Here is a 16,701-nt window from a genome sequence, read left to right as displayed (position 1 = left end):
TCCATGTCTGAAATCAGTTTATCGCCATAAATCAAAACGCGGGTCAAACTGCAATGTGAACTTTTCCGGTTTGATGACTTTCATGTTACCCTTTGTGCGGTTCCTCAGATCGCATTTGATCAAGGATCAGGACATCGCCGCTTCGTGAGGCGGCAGCAACCTTGGCGCACTTTGAGAAGGCGCGCGGCGCCCCATGCAAATCAGGGGAACGGGCAGATACGCCGATTGTGAAATCGGTTCTTTTCGGCTATGGACCCCGAGAGATGTTCCACGCGCGTCCCGAGAGCGCCAACAACTACAGAGACAAAATCCATGAATCGTCGCCGCCGTATCTACGAGGGCAAGGCCAAGATCCTCTATGAGGGTCCAGAGCCGGGCACGCTCATCCAGTTCTTCAAGGACGACGCGACCGCCTTCAACAAGAAAAAGCACGACGTCATTGACGGCAAGGGTGTGCTGAACAACCGGATTTCCGAGTACATCTTCACGCACCTCAACAAGATCGGCATCCCCACGCACTTCATCCGCCGCCTCAACATGCGCGAGCAGTTGATCAAGGAAGTCGAGATCATCCCGCTTGAGATCGTCGTGCGCAACGTCGCCGCCGGCTCGCTGGCCAAGCGTCTCGGCATCGAGGAAGGCACGGTCCTTCCCCGCTCGATCATCGAGTTCTACTACAAGGCCGATGCGCTCGAAGACCCGATGGTCTCCGAAGAGCACATCACCGCGTTTGGCTGGGCAAGCCCGCAGGAACTCGACGATATCATGGCGCTCGCCATCCGCATCAACGACTTCCTCTCGGGCCTGTTCCTCGGCGTCGGCATCCAGCTCGTCGATTTCAAGATCGAGTGCGGCCGGCTGTTCGAAGGCGACATGATGCGCATCGTGCTTGCCGACGAGATCTCGCCGGACAGCTGCCGTCTCTGGGACATCGAGACGCGCGAGAAGCTCGACAAGGATCGTTTCCGCCGCGACCTCGGCGGCCTCGTCGAGGCCTACCAGGAAGTCGCCCGCCGTCTCGGCATCATGAATGAGAACGAACCCGTGCGCGGCACCGGTCCGGTTCTCGTGAAGTAACTTCGGGGAAAATCAAAGTGATCAAGGCACGTGTAACCGTGACGCTGAAGAACGGCGTTCTCGATCCGCAGGGCAAGGCAATCGAAGGTGCGCTCGGCGCACTCGGCTTCGACGGCATCGGCCAGGTTCGCCAGGGCAAGGTCTTCGACCTGCAGATCGAATCCGCAGACAAGGCCAAGGCCGAGGAAGACCTCAAGGCCATGTGCGAAAAGCTGCTCGCCAACACGGTCATCGAGAACTACAGCATCTCCTTCGCCTGATCCTGCAGGCGACGGAATCGTTCCGCGTCTTCGGGCGCGGAACCAGACGTTACGAAATGCCGGAGCAGCCGCTGGTCCCCTCGGGAACGCCGCTGCCATAGTCGCAGCAGATGCCAGCTCTTCGGAGCGCGCCATCAAGATTGATCTCGCCGTATCGGAGACAGAGATATGAAGTCAGCCGTCGTCCAGCTTCCGGGCCTCAACCGCGACCGCGACATGATCGCGGCCCTCACCAAGATCTCCGGCAAGGCGCCTGTCACCGTCTGGCAGACCGAGACCGAGATTCCGGATGTCGACCTGATCGTCATTCCCGGCGGTTTCTCCTATGGCGACTACCTTCGCTGCGGCGCGATCGCTGCACGCATGCCGGTCATGCAGGCGATCAAGGCCAAGGCGGAAAAGGGCGTGAAGGTTCTCGGCGTCTGCAACGGCTTCCAGATCCTCGTCGAGGCCGGCCTCCTGCCCGGCGCGCTGATGCGCAATGCCTCGCTGAAATTCGTCTGCCGCGAGATCAAGCTCGAAGTTGTCAACGCCGACACCGACTTTACCCGCGCCTATTCCAAGGGCCAGGTCATCCGTTCGCCGGTCGCCCATCACGACGGCAACTACTTTGCCGATGCCGAGACGCTGAAGACGATCGAAGGCAATGGCCAGGTGGTCTTCCGTTACGCCGAAGGCACCAATCCGAACGGTTCGATGAACGATATCGCCGGCGTCATGAACGCTGCGGGCAACGTTCTCGGCATGATGCCGCATCCGGAAAACCTGATCGAAGCCGCCCATGGCGGTTCCGACGGCCGCGGCCTCTTCGCGTCTGCGCTCGAAGTAATCGCCGCTTAACCATCCGGCTGTAGAAGGCATCCGACCCATCCCCATTTGCGAGCGAGACCGTCGATGCCTTCATTTGCCCCTGCACGCCTGACCGGCCTTGCCTGCACGGCCTTCGGTCTAATGCTTCTGGCCTCGTGCCAATCGCCGAAGCCGCCGGCCCCGAGCCCGAACACGGCGGCGCTGCCGACCATGGAACGCGTGGCGCTCGGCGCCAACAGCTGCTGGTTCAAGTCGGGCGATGCGGAATTCAAGTCTTATCGCCTGGCGCCCGAGCTCAATTCCTTCTCCGGCCGTCCGCGCATCTTGATCGTGCCGCGCAAGTCGCCGGAGGCACGCCCCCTCGCCGTCGTTCAGGCCGAGGGCAATCCGGCCCGCCTGCAGGCCTTCGGGCCGCTGATGAGCGAGCCGACGGGAACGCGCATGGCCGCAGACATCAAGCGCTGGGCCGCTGGCGGACAGGGCTGCAAATAGCCCCAAGCTGAACTTGTCGAATTGATTAAAGGGCCGGTTGACCTCAAGGTTGCCGGCCCTTTTGCATTTCGGACAGTCGTTCCGATCCGATCCGTTAACGCCAGAACGGGACAGTCGATTCCTGACGCGCGTCCTTTTCCGAAACGCCGATATCCTTGAGCTGCCACTCGCTCATCTCCTCGAGCGCCAACCGGCCGCGTCGCTTCGCCGCCAGCTCGCAATAGCGGGTCCAAAGCCGCTTCAGCAGACCCTCGCGTTCGTCCGAATAGTCGCCGCCCAGTAATGTGCCGGTGCAGCCCACGGACGTCGCTTCCGAGCGGGACAAACAAATTGTATCCATTGTACTCATTGACAACCCCAATGCAGCGATTGCTATCGTTGTCTTGGTGATAATTGACATATTTTCCGCTGTAATCTAAAGAATTGTCACTATGACAAATTGGCTCCCCGACATTCAGCAGGGTCACGGTCCGCTCTACGCACGGATCGCCGATCAAATCGAACTGGCAATTGGCAACGGGGCCTTGCCCGTCGGCGCCAAATTGCCACCGCAACGCAACCTCGCCTACGATATCGGGGTGACAATCGGCACGATCGGGCGCGCCTACAATATTGTCCGCGAGCGCGGGCTTGTGAGCGGCGAAGTCGGGCGCGGCACCTATGTGCTCGACCATCCCGAAAGCCGGCCGCCGGAGCAGGCGGACCCGCTGACGACGTCCCTTGCCGGCACCCGGCCCCTGGTCGCGCCCGTTGGCAAGCTCAGGTTCGACAGCACCGCCGCGCCGGATATCGGCCAGGGAACGGTGCTGAGCGAAGTGTTGAGCGAAATCAGTCACGAGCATCACGCCGATATTGCCAGCTACGCGCGGAACTTCCCGGATCACTGGTTCGAGGCAGGCTGCCAATGGCTGGCGCGCGGAGGGTTTCGTCCTAAGCCCGAAAACATCGTGCCGACGCTCGGTGCGCATGCGGCCGTCGTTGCCGTAATCGCGGCGGTGACGGCCCCAGGCGACCGCATCGCCTTCGAGACGCTCACCTATTCGCAGGTCAGCCGCAGCGCCGGCCTGATTGGTCGCCGCACGACGCTGGTCGAATCCGACGCCTTCGGCATGATCCCCGACGACTTCGAGCGCGTCTGCGCGCAGCAGCATCCGAAGCTCGCCTTCCTGATGCCGAGCGCGCAGAACCCGACAGTGGCCGTCATGCCGCTCGCCCGCCGCCAGGCGATCGCCGATATCGCCCGCAAATACGGCGTCTGGCTGGTGGAGGATGATCTTTACGGCGCCATGACCGGCGATCAAACGCCGCTGCTCGCCGAGCTTGCGCCCGAACGCACCTTCCTCGTCGGCGGTCTTTCGAAGTCGGTTGCCGCAGGCGTTCGCGGTGGCTGGGTCGCCTGCCCTCCGCATTTCGGCCAGCGCATCCGCATCGCCCACAAGATGGTCAGCGGCGGCCTGCCGTTCATCCTGGCGGAACTCTGCGCCCGGCTGGTACTCTCCGGCTCGGCTGCAGCCTTGCGCAGCCAGGGCATAGAGGAGGTTCGCGCCCGCGAAGCAATGGCGCGCGAGGTCTTTGAGGGTATCGAGTTCGCGTCCCATCCCTGCATTCCGTTCCTCTGGATGAAGTTGCCTGACCCCTGGCTGTCAGGAACCTTCAAGCAGGCGGCTCTTCAGGAAGGCGTGCTCGTCGACGACGAGGACGAGTTCAAGGCCGGCCGTACCGATCGCGTCTTCCATCGGATCCGCATCGGCTTTTCCTCGCCACCGCAGCGCGCCGAGGTGAGAGCCGGATTCCAGACGCTGAAGCGGCTGCTCGACAGCGGCCGAGCCGGCTACGACAGTTTCGAGTGACTATCGAAATCGACGGGGTGACTTTCGCGCAAGCTTCCGCATCATACTGTTTTAGCAGTCTTGCGTAGATGATTCGCCCTCAAGGATTTCGCATGCCGCTATCGCTTCGCCCGGTTCCGCCCCGCCTGATTGCATCCCTTCTTTTCGTCACGACCACCTCCGTCATCGCCGCGCCGGCGGCGGCTCAAGATGGTGTCTTCGACGAAATGCGCTTCGGCGTGACGACATCGATCGCCAGCGGCGGCAAGCAGGAAGACGGCGTGTTTCCGTCGTTCACGCTCTACTTCGATCCGTTCAATGCGGACGGCGCCGCGGATCTCGGCGAAAAGCTGCTGCGTCCACGCGTCTATACCGGTGCTGCCGTGGCCACGTCGTCGAACGGCGTCAACCAGGCCTATGCCGGCCTGAGCTGGACCTTCGACATGACGCAACGCCTCTTCGTGGAGTTCGGCGCGGGCGGCACGGTTCACGACGGCGATCTCGACGATCCCAACGGTTCCGGTCCGCAACTCGGCTGCCGCGTCCTCTTCCGCGAATACGCCGCCGCGGGCGTGCGCCTCGACGAACACTGGAACGTCTCGGCGACCGTTGAACATGCGTCGCACGCCAATCTCTGCGACGGTCCCAACAACGGCCTGACACGCGCCGGCCTCGCCCTCGGCTACAAGTTCTGACGCAGGCCTGCGCAGTCGCGCTCAACAAAGCTTCATACGGGCATCAACCGCTGTTGATCGCCCGTATTTTTCTGTCGCGCCCCGCCGCAGCATAGGTTAAAGAAGCCGCAAAGCGCCCCCTGTTTCTGTTGCGGTTCGCACGCGCCATATTCCTCATTAGTGGATTGCGCGCCGCCCGAAGGATTTGACGGTCGACGATGACGATTTCCAACACCCGCCCCATCACCCCGGACCTCATCGCATCGCACGGGCTGAAGCCTGACGAATACGAGCGCATCCTCGGCCTGATCGGGCGCGAGCCGACCTTCACCGAGCTCGGCATCTTCTCGGCCATGTGGAACGAGCACTGCTCCTACAAGTCTTCCAAGAAGTGGCTGCGCACGCTGCCGACCAAGGGGCCGCGCGTCATCCAGGGCCCGGGCGAAAACGCCGGCGTGGTCGACATCGATGACGGCGACTGCGTCGTCTTCAAGATGGAGAGCCACAACCACCCGTCCTATATCGAGCCCTACCAGGGCGCGGCAACGGGCGTCGGCGGCATCCTGCGCGACGTCTTCACCATGGGCGCCCGTCCCGTCGCAGCGATGAACGCGCTGCGCTTCGGTTCGCCCGACCACCCGAAGACCCGCCACCTCGTTTCCGGCGTCGTTGCCGGTGTCGGCGGCTACGGCAATTCCTTCGGCGTTCCGACCGTCGGCGGCGAAGTCGAGTTTGATGCCCGCTACAACGGCAACATCCTCGTCAACGCCTTTGCCGCCGGCCTCGCCAAGAGCGATGCCATCTTCTACTCCAAGGCCGAAGGCGTCGGCCTTCCGGTCGTTTATCTCGGTGCCAAGACCGGCCGAGACGGCGTCGGTGGTGCGACCATGGCGTCTGCCGAGTTCGACGAGTCGATCGAAGAAAAGCGCCCGACCGTTCAGGTCGGCGACCCCTTCACCGAAAAGTGCCTGCTCGAAGCTTGCCTCGAGCTGATGACGACCGGCGCCGTCATCGCCATCCAGGACATGGGTGCAGCCGGCCTCACCTGCTCGGCCGTCGAAATGGGCGCCAAGGGCGACCTCGGCATCGAGCTCGACCTCGACACCGTTCCGGTGCGCGAAGAGCGCATGACCGCCTATGAAATGATGCTGTCGGAAAGCCAGGAGCGCATGCTCATGGTGCTCGAGCCCGCCAAGGAAGAGGTCGCCAAAGCGATCTTCGTCAAGTGGGGCCTCGATTTCGCAATCGTCGGCAAGACGACCGACGACCTGCGCTTCCGTATCCTGCACCAGGGCGAAGAGGTTGCGAACCTGCCGATCAAGGAACTGGGCGACGAAGCGCCGGAATATGATCGTCCCTGGACCCCGGCCAAGACCGCGGCACCGCTCGCAACCAACGACATTCCGGCAGCCGACGTCGCCGACGCGCTCGTCAAGCTCGTCGGTTCGGCCAACAATTCGTCGCGCCGTTGGGTTTACGAGCAGTACGACACGCTGATCCAGGGCAACTCGCTGCAGCTGCCGGGCGGCGACGCCGGTGTCGTGCGCGTCGAAGGTCATGCCTCCAAGGCGCTTGCCTTCTCCTCCGACGTGACGCCGCGCTACGTCGAAGCCGATCCTTACGAAGGCGGCAAGCAGGCGGTCGCCGAATGCTGGCGCAACCTGACGGCAACCGGATCGCTGCCGCTGGCAGCCACCGACAACCTCAACTTCGGCAACCCGGAACGCCCTGAGATCATGAGCCAGCTGGTTCATGCCATCAAGGGCATCGGAGAAGCCTGCACCGCACTCGACTTCCCGATCGTGTCGGGCAACGTCTCGCTCTACAACGAGACAAACGGCCAGGCGATCCTGCCGACCCCGACCATCGGCGGTGTCGGCCTGATCAAGGACTGGTCGAAGATGGCGCGCATCCGCTTTGCCGCTGAAGGCGAAACGATCCTCGTCGCCGGCGCGCCGGCCGGTCTCGGCTCGCACATCGCCCAGTCGGTCTATATGCGCGACGTTCACGGCCGCACCGATGGCCCGGCGCCCCATGTCGATCTGGCGCATGAGCGCAAGGTTGGCGACTTCGTCCGCGGCCTGATCGTCGACGGTCTTGTAACCGCCGTGCACGATTGCTCGTCGGGCGGCCTGGCACTTGCCGTTGCCGAAATGGCGATGGCTTCGGGCATCGGCGCCTCGGTCGACGCTGTTGCCGGCCATGATCCGATCGCGACCTTCTACGGCGAAGACCAGGGTCGCTACGTCGTGACGGTTGCCGCCGGCGCGCTCGACACGGTTGCCGCTCGTGCCAAGGCTGCCGGCGTCTCGCTCCCCGTCATCGGCAAGACCGGCGGCGACGCCGTCAAGCTTGGCGACGCCAAGGCCGTCTCGGTTGCGGATCTCCGCGCCGCCCATGAAGGCTGGTTCCCGGACTTCATGCAGGGCGACCTCGCGCCTGAAAACTGAGAGATCGATGACGGGAGCCGCACTTTCTGCGGCTCCCGTCATCCCTATTGCGTGCCTGCTTGCAGGCGCTGCCGACGGCGATCATTTGATCGTGTCGGCGCTGGCAACTACCCTCCCTCACCCAATTCAGCAATTGCGTTCCGCCCCTGAATCGTGGTTCCCTTGTTTCATGGACAACGTCGGCAGGCTGCTGACGTTGCAGAATAAAAAGGGAGTTGGCGTATCATGCCCATGACACCAGGCGACATCGAAGACATGATCAAGGCGGGGATTCCCGGAGCCAAGGTCACGATCCGCGATCTGGCCGGTGACGGCGACCACTATGCCGCCGAAGTCGTGGCCGAGGCGTTTCGTGGCAAAAGCCGCGTGCAGCAGCACCAGATGGTCTACAACGCACTGAAGGGCAATATGGGCGGCGTGCTGCATGCCCTGGCACTTCAGACGAGCGCGCCGGAGTAAGCTGGCGTGGCTGACCTGATCAAGGAACTCGTCAGCGGCGTCGTTGACAGCGCGCTCAAAGAAATTCTGAGGAAGACCGGCGTCAAGCGCACGGCCACCAAGCGGACGAAGCGCCGGACGCGGCCGGCGGCCTCTGGCGGCGGCATCCTCGCGGATATCCTTGAAGCCGCCATCCGCAAGCCGGCGAAGAAACAGGTCAGCCGGCGGAAAACCTCGGCGGCGCGCAGCAAGACGCGGCGCCGCACGGCTTGAGTGGTATTAAAACCACATCTTGAGGCCCATCAATATTTGTTGCGATTGGGTGGTGAAAATCACCAATATGCATGCTATCTAAGACCCAATCGATATCCGGCCCTTGAAGCCGGCGCAGGAAGGAAGACAGGATGAGCGGAATTCACGAATTCATCGACAACGAAGTCAAGACGAACGATGTGGTGCTCTTCATGAAGGGTACGCCGCAGTTCCCGCAGTGTGGCTTCTCCGGTCAGGTGGTCCAGATTCTCGACTACATCGGCGTCGACTACAAGGGCATCAACGTGCTCGCCGACGCGGACCTGCGCCAGGGCATCAAGGACTATTCCAACTGGCCGACGATCCCGCAGCTCTACGTCAAGGGCGAATTCGTCGGCGGTTGCGACATCGTGCGTGAGATGTTCCAGGCCGGCGAACTTCAGTCCCACCTTTCGGAGCAGGGTATCGCCGTGAAGGGCGCTGTCGCCTAACTCAAGGACGCCTTGTCCCGATCCATCGGAGAAGGCGGGCAACCGCCTTTTTTGATTCGGACGTCTCGTCCGGATCCCGATTTTCGTTGTCTTCCCAAAGGCTTTGCGCGCTTGGTTCGCGCAATGACCGTTTGAATGTTTGTGAAAGCAGGCTTCCTTCCTGAAACGTTTCCGGCGTTCTGCAGCGAGGCCTGGGGCCGCATTTTCGGCCTGTCATGAAGCAGTCGCGATCGTTCGGCATAAGCAGCAGCGGTTCCCGCTCCGGCCTCCCGGCACGGAAATGACCCCGTCGCTGCCGATCGATGCTCCCGCCGCTTCCTGCAGGCCTGGTCCATGTGGTGCGGCTTCCCGGTCGCTCCCGCCTGACATCCCTGTGCCGACCGGCATTTAGCCAGCCGACATCCTTCATTTTCCGGAGCGGTCCGGACCCAGACCTGTTTCGCTTGGCGCCCACCGCGCCGCTAGGACTTTTGAAATGACAAGCACGACCAACGACGATGCCCTGCCCGGCCTCACGAAATTCCAGTTCATCGCGCTGATGGCCACACTGATGGCGACGAACGCGATTTCGATCGACATCATGCTGCCGGGCCTCCAGGAAATCGGGGCCAGCCTGGGCGTGGCGTCGGAAAACGAGCGGCAATACATCATCACCGCCTACCTGCTCGGCATGGGCGTGGCGCAGCTGTTTTTCGGCCCACTGTCGGACCGGTTCGGGCGCAAGCCGCCGCTTCTGGCGGGCCTTGCCCTTTATGCCGTCTGTGCGGTGGCAATTGCCATGGTGCCGACCTTCGGCCTCATGCTCGCCCTTCGCTTCATGCAGGGCGCGGGTGCGGCTGCCACGCGCGTCATCACCATCTCGATCGTCCGCGACGTCTATGGCGGCCGGCAGATGGCCGAGGTGATGTCGCTGGTCATGATGGTGTTCATGATCGTGCCTGTGATCGCCCCGTCGATCGGCCAGCTCATCATCAGCTTTGCGGAGTGGCATATGATCTTTGTCATCGTCGCGCTTTATGCGGTTATGAACATCGCGATCGTGCTGTCGAAGCTCGGCGAAACGCTTGATCCGGCCCACCGCCGCGCCTTCACGCCGTCGGTAATCCTCAGCGGTTTCCGCATCGTGCTGACCAACCGGTTGTCGCTGCTTTATACGCTCGCGACCTCGGTTATCCTTGGCGCGCTCTTCGGCTTCATCAACTCGGCGCAACAGGTGCTGGTCGGCGTCTACGATCTGGGCGTGTGGTTTCCGCTTGTCTTTGCGGCTTTCGCGAGTATGATGGCGGTCGCTTCCTTTACCAACTCCCGCCTCGTCCGCCGCTTCGGCATGCGGCCGTTGTCCCATGCGGCCCTCTGCGGCTTTACGCTCGCAAGCTTCATCTGGATGTCGGCCTCGCTCTATGCGCCGCTGCCCTTCCCGGTCTTCGTGGTCCTCTATTGCGCCACGATGTTCCAGTTCGGGCTGATCGCGCCAAACTTCAACGCCATGGCCATGGAGCCGCTCGGCCATGTCGCCGGTACGGCCTCTTCGGTTCTCGGCTTCATGCAGACGATCGGCGGGAGCGTGATCGGAGCCTTTATCGGCCAGTCCTTCGACGGAACGGCCACTCCGCTTGCCACCGGCTACTTCACCGTCGCGGCCATCGGCCTCGTCTTCGTGCTCATCGCCGAACGCGGCAAGCTGTTCAAACCGCACCATCAGCCGGCCGGCTGATCTCTAAAGCGCCAACTGTCGCTGTCGCGCTCTAAACCGCCGGCCAGCCTTTTCCAAAGATTGAATTTACGGGTTTTCCCAATGTCCACCATCACCAATCAATCCGAACATGTCGACGGGGTCTCGGGGGCCGAGCGCCTCAACATGGGCATCGTCGAATTCATCATCACCATCGCCGTCATGACGGCGAGCGTCGCCATCGCCATCGACAGCATGCTGCCGGCTCTGCCGGCAATCGGCCAGTCGCTGAACGTCGCCAACACCAACGACAGCCAGCTGGTGATCGGCGTCTTCTTCCTCGGCTTCGGCATCTCGCAGATCTTCTTCGGCAGCCTGTCTGATGCCTTCGGCCGCCGCAAGGTGCTGCTCGGCGGCCTCGCCTTCTTCACCGTGTCGATGTTTGCCGCCGCCCTCACCCAGAGCTTCGAGACGCTGCTGATCCTGCGCTTCATCCAGGGCATCGGTGCTGCGGCCATCCGCATCACCACCATGGCGATCGTGCGCGACTGCTTCGGCGGCCGCGAAATGGCGCGCGTCATGTCCTATGTGATGATCGTCTTCATGATCGTGCCGATCGTCGCCCCCTCGATCGGCCAGCTCGTCATCCTCTATGCCAACTGGCACTGGATCTTCATCCTGATCGGCGTCATCGGCGCGATCCTCTTCGTCTGGGCCTTCTCCCGCATGAAGGAGTCCCTGCCGCGCGAAGAGCGCATGCCGCTCTCCGTCGGTGCCGTCGCGTCGGGTTTCAAGACCGTTCTCACCAACCGCATCACTTGCGGCTACATGATCGGCATGACGATGTTTACCGCCGTCATCTGCGCCTACATCGTCACGGTCCAGCAGATCTTCGGCGAGGTCTACGGCCTCGGTGACTGGCTGCCGATCGCCTTTGCAGGTACGGCCGGCGGGATTGCTGTCGCCAACTTCGCCAACGGCTTCTTCGTCCGCAGCTTCGGCATGCGCCGCATCTCGCATGTCTCGATGATCCTGTTTACGCTGATCTCGGTCGCGGGCTTCGTGATGTCGCTCTCCGGCACGCCGGCCTTCGTCGTCAGCTATCTGATGTTCTCGGTGCTCCTGATGTTCTTCGCCGTCATCGCGACGAACTTCACCGCGATCAGCCTGGAGCCGATGGGCCACCTTGCCGGCACCGCTACGGCGATCACCGGCTTCGTCTCGACGACCGGTGGCGCGCTGATCGGCGGCGCAGTCGGCCAGCTCTTCAACGGCACGCTGCAGCCACTGTTCGGCGGCTTCGCCCTCTTCGGGGCCTTGACCATCCTGGCAACGCTCTGGGCCGAGAAGGGCAAGCTCTTCACCCATCCCGGCGACAAGGATGTCAGCATGGATCACGGCGGCGGCCATATGTAACCGGCCGCCGTAAGGCAAACAAAAAGCCCGCCCGGAGCAATCCGGGCGGGCTTTGTATTTTGGGCTGCTTCGAACGGCTTAGACCGTGAAGACCTCGCGGCGCAGCGTCTCCCAGCTCTCCTTGTCGGTGGCAAGCAGCAGGCCGCCATTGAGATGGGACGGCAGATAGGGCGAGCCGTCGAAGCGGGCGGCATAGGCGCCGGCTTCCTGCGAAATCAGCGTGCCGGCCAGGTGGTCCCACGGCATCAGCTTCTGGTACATCAGGAAGTGGATGTGACCGCCGGCAAGCATGCGATATTCATGCGCGGCGCAGCGGTAGCTGGTGGCGATGCGAACCTTGGCCATGTTGGCCATGACTTCGCGGCGTGCTTCCTGCTTGAAAAAACCGGTCGAGGCACCGCCGACCATGGCCTCGAGCGGCACGCCTGCAGTGACCGACAGGCGCTCCTGCGATCCATTGGCGCGGCACATCCAGGCGCCGGAGCCCTTCTCGGCGATCACCCAGTCGTTGCCGAGCGGATCGTAGATGATGCCGGCAACCGTCTCGCCCTTGGCGACGACGCTTGCCATAACCCCGAAGAGCGGCACGCCGGCGGCGAAATTGAAGGTGCCGTCGATAGGGTCGACGACGACGGCGAGATCGGCATCGGCGAGCTTGTCGAGCAGCGCCGGGTCGGCCGCAACCGATTCTTCGCCGACGAAAAGTGCGCCCGGCGCGACGTCTTCGATGCGTGCCTTGATCAGCCGTTCGGCCGCCTCGTCGCCTTCGGTCACGAGGTCGATCGCTTCCGATTTCACCCTGACGTCGCCGGCTTCAAGATTGCGGAACCGCGGCAGGATCTCTTTGACCGCCGCTTCCTGCAGCAGATTGGCAAGGCCGGCAATGTCGACGGAATGGCTCATTCTTTGGGCTCCGGTGTGAGGGACTGGAAATCGAACAGCTTGGGATCGAGCAGGTGCGACGGGTTCACGTGGCCAAGCGCGCGCAGCATCGTGTCCTTGCGGCCCGGCATGCGTCGCTCGATATCGGCCAGCATCACCTTCATCGCATTGCGCTCGAGGCCGTCCTGCGAGCCGCAGAGGTCGCACGGGATGATCGGAAACTCCATGGCCGCCGCGAACTTGGCGAGATCGTCCTCGGCCGCATAGGCGAGTGGCCGCAGCAGCATCAGGTCGCCCTCGTCGTTCAAGAGCTTTGCCGGCATCGAAGCCAGCCGGCCGCCGTGGAAGAAGTTCATGAAGAAGGTTTCGAGAATGTCCTCGCGGTGGTGGCCGAGCACCAGCGCGTCGCAACCCTCTTCACGGGCGACGCGATAGAGGTTGCCGCGGCGCAGCCGCGAACAGAGCGAACAGTAGGTCGCCCCCGTCGGCACCTTCTCCTTCACGATCGAGTAGGTGTCGCGATACTCGATGCGATGCTTGACGCCGATCGATGCAAGGTATTCCGGCAGGATGTGCTTGGGGAAGTTCGGCTGGCCCTGGTCGAGGTTGCAGGCAATGAGCTCCACCGGCAGCAGCCCGCGCCATTGCAGGTCCATGAGCAGCGCCAGCAGGCTGTAGCTGTCCTTGCCGCCGGAAAGGCCGATCAGCCAGCGCTTGGCGCCCTTCAGCATGCCGAAGTCGTCGAGCGCCTGGCGGGTCTGGCGAAGAAGGCGCTTGCGCAGCTTGTTAAACGAGACGGAGGACGGCATGCGGCTGAACAGCGGATGCGCGCCGGCGTCGATTTCGGTCTCAAAAATGGTTTCGGCCTGGTCTTGCGACGCGTTGAGCGAAAGGTCCATGGCGGGGATCCTGTGCGGCAGGCAGGCGCAACCGGCGCCCGGCTAATCTTGGGCCAGCACTTGCCCGCTCCAGCCGTCAAGATCAAGGGAAATCGGCCGCACAGTGCAGATCGCCCTTGTCGGAGGAGTTCAGGGACCGAAGACCGACCAGCCAGTGCGCGCCGCGAGCATTTCGAGCGCCAGCGATCCGAGCAGCGAATTGCCGTTTTCGTTGAGGCCAGGCGACCAGACGGCAACCGACGCCTTGCCAGGCGCCACCGCCAGAATGCCGCCGCCGACGCCGCTCTTTCCCGGCAGGCCGACGCGATAGGCAAAATCGCCCGAGCCGTCATAGTGGCCGCAGGTCAGCATCAGTGCGTTGATGCGCCGCGCCCGCTGGCGCGAGACGACGTTATGGCCGGTCAGCGGATTGCTGCCGCCGGCGGCCAGAAACAGCCCGGCCTTCGCAAGCTGGCTGCAGGTCATGGAAAGCGCGCAGTGATGGAAATAGACGCCGAGCACGTGCTCGACGGGGTGGTCGAGCTTGCCGAAGGAGCGCATGAAATTGGCAAGCGCGAAGTTCCGGTAACCGGTGGCCGTCTCCGAACGCGCGACCTCATGGTCGATGACGATCTGATCGTCGTCGGCGAGATAACGGACGAACTGCACGATCTCGCCGATCAGTTCCCGCGGCGTATGGCCGGCAAGGATCAGGTCGCTGATGGTGATGGCGCCGGCATTGATGAAGGGGTTGCGCGGCTTTCCGCCCTCTTGCTCGAGCTGGACGATCGAGTTGAAGGCGGAGCCTGAGGGCTCGCGGCCGACACGGTGCCAGATGTTCTCGCCGTGCTTGCCGAGCGCCAGCGTCAGCGTGAAGACCTTGGAGACGCTCTGGATCGAGAACGGTACCTCGGCATCGCCGACGCGATAGATCTGGCCGCCTGTGGTCACGATCGCCATGCCGAAATGCTTGGCATCGACGCGCGCGAGCTGTGGAATGTAGTCGGCGACCTTGCCCTGGCCGAACCGCGGGCTCAGCTCCCGATGAATGTCGTCGATGATCGCCTGCAGATCCTGCGGCTTCTGCTCTTCGGGCATCGGGCTTCCCTCTTGGTCATCGCCTTCGGATCGAGGCGACGATAAGGCGCTTATTCGCTGGGATCCGCGGTAGCGCGGATGCTGCTCGGTACTGACAAAAAAGCCGCCCGTTTCCGGGCGGCTTTCGAAACGTCACAAGGCGAGAGCCTCGGATTAACGCGAATAGAATTCGACGACCAGGTGCGGTTCCATGACGACGGCGTAAGGCACGTCGGAGAGAACCGGTACGCGGACGAAGGTCGCGACCATCTTGTTGTGATCGGCTTCGATGTAGTCCGGAACGTCGCGTTCAGCGAGCGAAACCGATTCGAGAACGGTTACGAGCTGCTTGGACTTTTCCTTGACTTCGATGACGTCGCCCGGCTTGCAACGGTAGGAACCGATGTTGACGCGGACGCCGTTGACCTTGACGTGGCCGTGGTTGACGAACTGACGGGCAGCAAAGACCGTCGGAACGAACTTGGCGCGGTAGACGATCGCGTCGAGGCGCGATTCGAGCAGGCCGATCAGGTTTTCCGGGGTGTCACCCTTGCGGCGGTCAGCTTCGGCGAAGATCGCGCGGAACTGCTTCTCGCGGATGTCGCCGTAGTAGCCCTTGAGCTTCTGCTTGGCGCGCAGCTGTACACCGAAGTCCGAGAGCTTGGACTTGCGGCGCTGGCCGTGCTGGCCCGGGCCGTATTCGCGGCGGTTTACCGGGGACTTCGGACGGCCCCAGATGTTTTCGCCCATACGGCGGTCAATTTTGTACTTGGACGATTCGCGCTTGCTCATCGCATTTCCTTTCAAACAGTTACACCAGCCTGTTTCCAAACCGGATCAAGGAAACACGCCCTCCTCTGAACCCATTTTCGGGGCTCTGACAGGTTTCTCACGATCACGCAGACGGAGAAGCCACGGGACATGTCAAATGAAACACCGGACATTTCTGCCCGGCGTTGGGGCGGCTTTAGTGGGTCCAGCCCCTGTTGTCAAACGAAATCGTGACAAACAGCCGTTGATCAGGCCGGATCACTCGGTGACGCTTGCTCCAACGAAATCAGCAGTTTCCTGAGGAGCGCCGCCAGCGCCGTGCGGTCTTGCTTGCTCAGCACCTCGAGGTAGCGCGACTCGCTCGCCATGTCGGCGCGAAAGGCGGTTTCCGCAAGGGCTATTCCCTTTTCCGTCAGCCCGACGACGCTGCTGCGGCCGTCGGACGCCGAGCGTTCCCGCTGGATCAATCCTGCCTTCTGCAGCCGATCGAGCCGGTGCGTCAGTCCACCGGACGAAATCATCAGCAGCGTATAGAGATCCGTCGGCGTCAGCCGGTAAGGCGGGCCGGATCGCCGCAGCGTCGAGATCACGTCGAACTCGCCGCGGTCGATGCCGAAAGAGGCGAAGGTCTCCTCGATGGAGGGGCGCACCAGATTGGAAAGCCGGTATGCGCGCCCGAGGATGGCCATAGGCTCGGTATTCAGGTCGGGCAGTTCGGCCGCCCACTGCGCTTGCAGACGGTCCACATGGTCCCTTCCCTCATTCTCATTCTGCATCGTTCACCTCGGTATCGTCAATATATCTTGACGAGAAGATAGTTTCGGATAATATCTTCTCGTGAAGATAATTCATTCCCGTTGGGAAGCCAACCCGGACGACGATGGAGGCCAGCATGTTTCATGTCATTCCCCTTACAGAACAGAAGCAGAGCCCAAACCGCACGATCCTGTTTGAAGGTGGGCAATTCGGTACGCCGATCTCGCTGTTCCTGATGGATGCCGAGCCTGGCCAGGGGCCTGCCCTTCACGTTCATCCCTATCCGGAAACATGGATCGTGCACTCGGGCGAAGCGGAGTTCACCGTCGGAGAGCAGAAGATCATGGGTAAGGCCGGCGATATCATCGTCGTCGATCCGGAGACGCCGCATCGCTTCGTCAATACCGGCACCGGCCGCCTGCAGATGACCTGCATCCACGCGTCCGATCACGTCATCCAGGAATGGGTCTGACGCC

19 protein-coding genes are annotated in these 16,701 nt (G+C 62.5%); 13 read left to right on the top strand and 6 right to left on the bottom strand.

What is annotated here, in order from left to right; translation table 11 throughout:
• Nucleotides 1-312: 312 nt before the first annotated feature.
• The 4 genes from purC (at nt 313) to OVA00_RS29215 (ending at nt 2,639) form a co-directional block, all read left to right on the top strand.
• Nucleotides 313-1,077, top strand: a complete 765-nt coding sequence (gene purC, locus OVA00_RS29230; RefSeq protein ID WP_034794646.1) for a phosphoribosylaminoimidazolesuccinocarboxamide synthase — start codon at nt 313-315, stop codon at nt 1,075-1,077.
• 17 nt (nt 1,078-1,094) lie between these two features.
• Nucleotides 1,095-1,337: a phosphoribosylformylglycinamidine synthase subunit PurS gene (purS, locus tag OVA00_RS29225; RefSeq protein WP_034794427.1), complete on the top strand. Its 243-nt coding sequence runs from the start codon at nt 1,095-1,097 to the stop codon at nt 1,335-1,337.
• Between the two features lie 168 nt (nt 1,338-1,505).
• Nucleotides 1,506-2,177, top strand: a complete 672-nt coding sequence (purQ, locus tag OVA00_RS29220; protein WP_034794430.1) for a phosphoribosylformylglycinamidine synthase subunit PurQ — start codon at nt 1,506-1,508, stop codon at nt 2,175-2,177.
• A gap of 54 nt (nt 2,178-2,231) precedes the next feature.
• Nucleotides 2,232-2,639 (top strand): hypothetical protein, encoded by a 408-nt coding sequence (locus tag OVA00_RS29215; RefSeq protein WP_034794436.1) that lies wholly within the window; start codon nt 2,232-2,234, stop codon nt 2,637-2,639.
• Between the two features lie 94 nt (nt 2,640-2,733).
• Here OVA00_RS29215 and OVA00_RS29210 read toward each other — a convergent pair whose 3' ends face one another.
• On the bottom strand, nt 2,734-3,039 hold the full coding sequence (locus tag OVA00_RS29210) for a DUF1127 domain-containing protein (protein ID WP_268090126.1): 306 nt from the start codon (nt 3,037-3,039) through the stop codon (nt 2,734-2,736).
• 31 nt (nt 3,040-3,070) lie between these two features.
• Between OVA00_RS29210 and OVA00_RS29205 the strand changes: the two genes are divergently transcribed.
• The 8 genes from OVA00_RS29205 to OVA00_RS29170 all read left to right on the top strand — a co-directional run bounded on the left by OVA00_RS29205 (nt 3,071) and on the right by OVA00_RS29170 (nt 11,861).
• Complete coding sequence (locus OVA00_RS29205; RefSeq protein WP_034794440.1) at nt 3,071-4,489, top strand: aminotransferase-like domain-containing protein; 1,419 nt, start codon at nt 3,071-3,073, stop codon at nt 4,487-4,489.
• 92 nt (nt 4,490-4,581) lie between these two features.
• Entirely contained in the window at nt 4,582-5,163 is a 582-nt protein-coding gene (locus tag OVA00_RS29200) for an acyloxyacyl hydrolase (RefSeq protein WP_268090125.1), read from the top strand.
• A 197-nt stretch (nt 5,164-5,360) separates the two neighbouring features.
• Nucleotides 5,361-7,592 carry a phosphoribosylformylglycinamidine synthase subunit PurL gene (gene purL, locus OVA00_RS29195; RefSeq protein ID WP_112770854.1) on the top strand — a complete coding sequence of 744 codons (2,232 nt, stop codon included), beginning with the start codon at nt 5,361-5,363 and terminating at the stop codon, nt 7,590-7,592.
• A 225-nt stretch (nt 7,593-7,817) separates the two neighbouring features.
• The gene (locus tag OVA00_RS29190; RefSeq protein ID WP_034794447.1) at nt 7,818-8,051 is read left to right on the top strand and encodes a BolA family protein; all 234 of its coding nucleotides are present in this window, start codon (nt 7,818-7,820) and stop codon (nt 8,049-8,051) included.
• Nucleotides 8,052-8,057: 6 nt separating this feature from the next.
• Nucleotides 8,058-8,303: a hypothetical protein gene (locus OVA00_RS29185; RefSeq protein WP_060600739.1), complete on the top strand. Its 246-nt coding sequence runs from the start codon at nt 8,058-8,060 to the stop codon at nt 8,301-8,303.
• A gap of 131 nt (nt 8,304-8,434) precedes the next feature.
• Nucleotides 8,435-8,773, top strand: coding sequence for a Grx4 family monothiol glutaredoxin (grxD, locus tag OVA00_RS29180; protein WP_034794485.1), 339 nt, complete (start codon nt 8,435-8,437; stop codon nt 8,771-8,773).
• Between the two features lie 475 nt (nt 8,774-9,248).
• Nucleotides 9,249-10,487: a multidrug effflux MFS transporter gene (locus tag OVA00_RS29175; protein WP_060600742.1), complete on the top strand. Its 1,239-nt coding sequence runs from the start codon at nt 9,249-9,251 to the stop codon at nt 10,485-10,487.
• An 81-nt stretch (nt 10,488-10,568) separates the two neighbouring features.
• On the top strand, nt 10,569-11,861 hold the full coding sequence (locus OVA00_RS29170) for a multidrug effflux MFS transporter (protein WP_034794494.1): 1,293 nt from the start codon (nt 10,569-10,571) through the stop codon (nt 11,859-11,861).
• 78 nt (nt 11,862-11,939) lie between these two features.
• Here the strand turns inward: OVA00_RS29170 and OVA00_RS29165 are convergent, their stop codons facing one another.
• The 5 genes from OVA00_RS29165 to OVA00_RS29145 form a co-directional block, all read right to left on the bottom strand.
• The gene (locus tag OVA00_RS29165; protein ID WP_268090124.1) at nt 11,940-12,764 is read right to left on the bottom strand and encodes an inositol monophosphatase family protein; all 825 of its coding nucleotides are present in this window, start codon (nt 12,762-12,764) and stop codon (nt 11,940-11,942) included.
• Nucleotides 12,761-13,642 (bottom strand): tRNA 2-thiocytidine(32) synthetase TtcA, encoded by an 882-nt coding sequence (gene ttcA, locus OVA00_RS29160; RefSeq protein WP_268090123.1) that lies wholly within the window; start codon nt 13,640-13,642, stop codon nt 12,761-12,763. Before ttcA ends, OVA00_RS29165 begins: the two co-directional genes overlap by 4 nt.
• Before the next feature lie 129 nt (nt 13,643-13,771).
• Nucleotides 13,772-14,719 carry a glutaminase gene (locus OVA00_RS29155; RefSeq protein WP_089044103.1) on the bottom strand — a complete coding sequence of 316 codons (948 nt, stop codon included), beginning with the start codon at nt 14,717-14,719 and terminating at the stop codon, nt 13,772-13,774.
• A 153-nt stretch (nt 14,720-14,872) separates the two neighbouring features.
• Nucleotides 14,873-15,490 (bottom strand): 30S ribosomal protein S4, encoded by a 618-nt coding sequence (rpsD, locus tag OVA00_RS29150; protein WP_034794529.1) that lies wholly within the window; start codon nt 15,488-15,490, stop codon nt 14,873-14,875.
• Between the two features lie 227 nt (nt 15,491-15,717).
• On the bottom strand, nt 15,718-16,245 hold the full coding sequence (locus tag OVA00_RS29145; protein WP_089044104.1) for a MarR family winged helix-turn-helix transcriptional regulator: 528 nt from the start codon (nt 16,243-16,245) through the stop codon (nt 15,718-15,720).
• Between the two features lie 116 nt (nt 16,246-16,361).
• Here OVA00_RS29145 and OVA00_RS29140 point away from each other — a divergent pair, with 116 nt between their 5' ends.
• On the top strand, nt 16,362-16,697 hold the full coding sequence (locus tag OVA00_RS29140) for a cupin domain-containing protein (protein WP_034794649.1): 336 nt from the start codon (nt 16,362-16,364) through the stop codon (nt 16,695-16,697).
• The last annotated feature ends 4 nt before the right edge of the window (nt 16,698-16,701 follow it).

Origin of the sequence: Ensifer sp. SL37 (assembly GCF_026672675.1) — a bacterium.
Lineage (GTDB): Bacteria > Pseudomonadota > Alphaproteobacteria > Rhizobiales > Rhizobiaceae > Ensifer > Ensifer adhaerens.
The sequence above is the reverse complement of the archived record's forward strand: the minus strand, read 5'-3'. Positions and strand labels throughout refer to the sequence as shown.

Excerpts from the sequence above, each read along its gene's own strand:
- purC (WP_034794646.1), top strand. The coding sequence starts at position 313 with ATGAATCGTCGCCGCCGTATCTACGAGGGCAAGGCCAAGATCCTCTAT.
- purQ (WP_034794430.1), top strand. The coding sequence starts at position 1,506 with ATGAAGTCAGCCGTCGTCCAGCTTCCGGGCCTCAACCGCGACCGCGAC.
- OVA00_RS29215 (WP_034794436.1), top strand. The coding sequence starts at position 2,232 with ATGCCTTCATTTGCCCCTGCACGCCTGACCGGCCTTGCCTGCACGGCC.
- OVA00_RS29210 (WP_268090126.1), bottom strand. The coding sequence starts at position 3,039 with ATGTCAATTATCACCAAGACAACGATAGCAATCGCTGCATTGGGGTTG.
- OVA00_RS29205 (WP_034794440.1), top strand. The coding sequence starts at position 3,071 with ATGACAAATTGGCTCCCCGACATTCAGCAGGGTCACGGTCCGCTCTAC.
- OVA00_RS29200 (WP_268090125.1), top strand. The coding sequence starts at position 4,582 with ATGCCGCTATCGCTTCGCCCGGTTCCGCCCCGCCTGATTGCATCCCTT.
- purL (WP_112770854.1), top strand. The coding sequence starts at position 5,361 with ATGACGATTTCCAACACCCGCCCCATCACCCCGGACCTCATCGCATCG.
- OVA00_RS29190 (WP_034794447.1), top strand. The coding sequence starts at position 7,818 with ATGCCCATGACACCAGGCGACATCGAAGACATGATCAAGGCGGGGATT.
- grxD (WP_034794485.1), top strand. The coding sequence starts at position 8,435 with ATGAGCGGAATTCACGAATTCATCGACAACGAAGTCAAGACGAACGAT.
- OVA00_RS29175 (WP_060600742.1), top strand. The coding sequence starts at position 9,249 with ATGACAAGCACGACCAACGACGATGCCCTGCCCGGCCTCACGAAATTC.
- OVA00_RS29170 (WP_034794494.1), top strand. The coding sequence starts at position 10,569 with ATGTCCACCATCACCAATCAATCCGAACATGTCGACGGGGTCTCGGGG.
- OVA00_RS29165 (WP_268090124.1), bottom strand. The coding sequence starts at position 12,764 with ATGAGCCATTCCGTCGACATTGCCGGCCTTGCCAATCTGCTGCAGGAA.
- ttcA (WP_268090123.1), bottom strand. The coding sequence starts at position 13,642 with ATGGACCTTTCGCTCAACGCGTCGCAAGACCAGGCCGAAACCATTTTT.
- OVA00_RS29155 (WP_089044103.1), bottom strand. The coding sequence starts at position 14,719 with ATGCCCGAAGAGCAGAAGCCGCAGGATCTGCAGGCGATCATCGACGAC.
- rpsD (WP_034794529.1), bottom strand. The coding sequence starts at position 15,490 with ATGAGCAAGCGCGAATCGTCCAAGTACAAAATTGACCGCCGTATGGGC.
- OVA00_RS29145 (WP_089044104.1), bottom strand. The coding sequence starts at position 16,245 with ATGCAGAATGAGAATGAGGGAAGGGACCATGTGGACCGTCTGCAAGCG.
- OVA00_RS29140 (WP_034794649.1), top strand. The coding sequence starts at position 16,362 with ATGTTTCATGTCATTCCCCTTACAGAACAGAAGCAGAGCCCAAACCGC.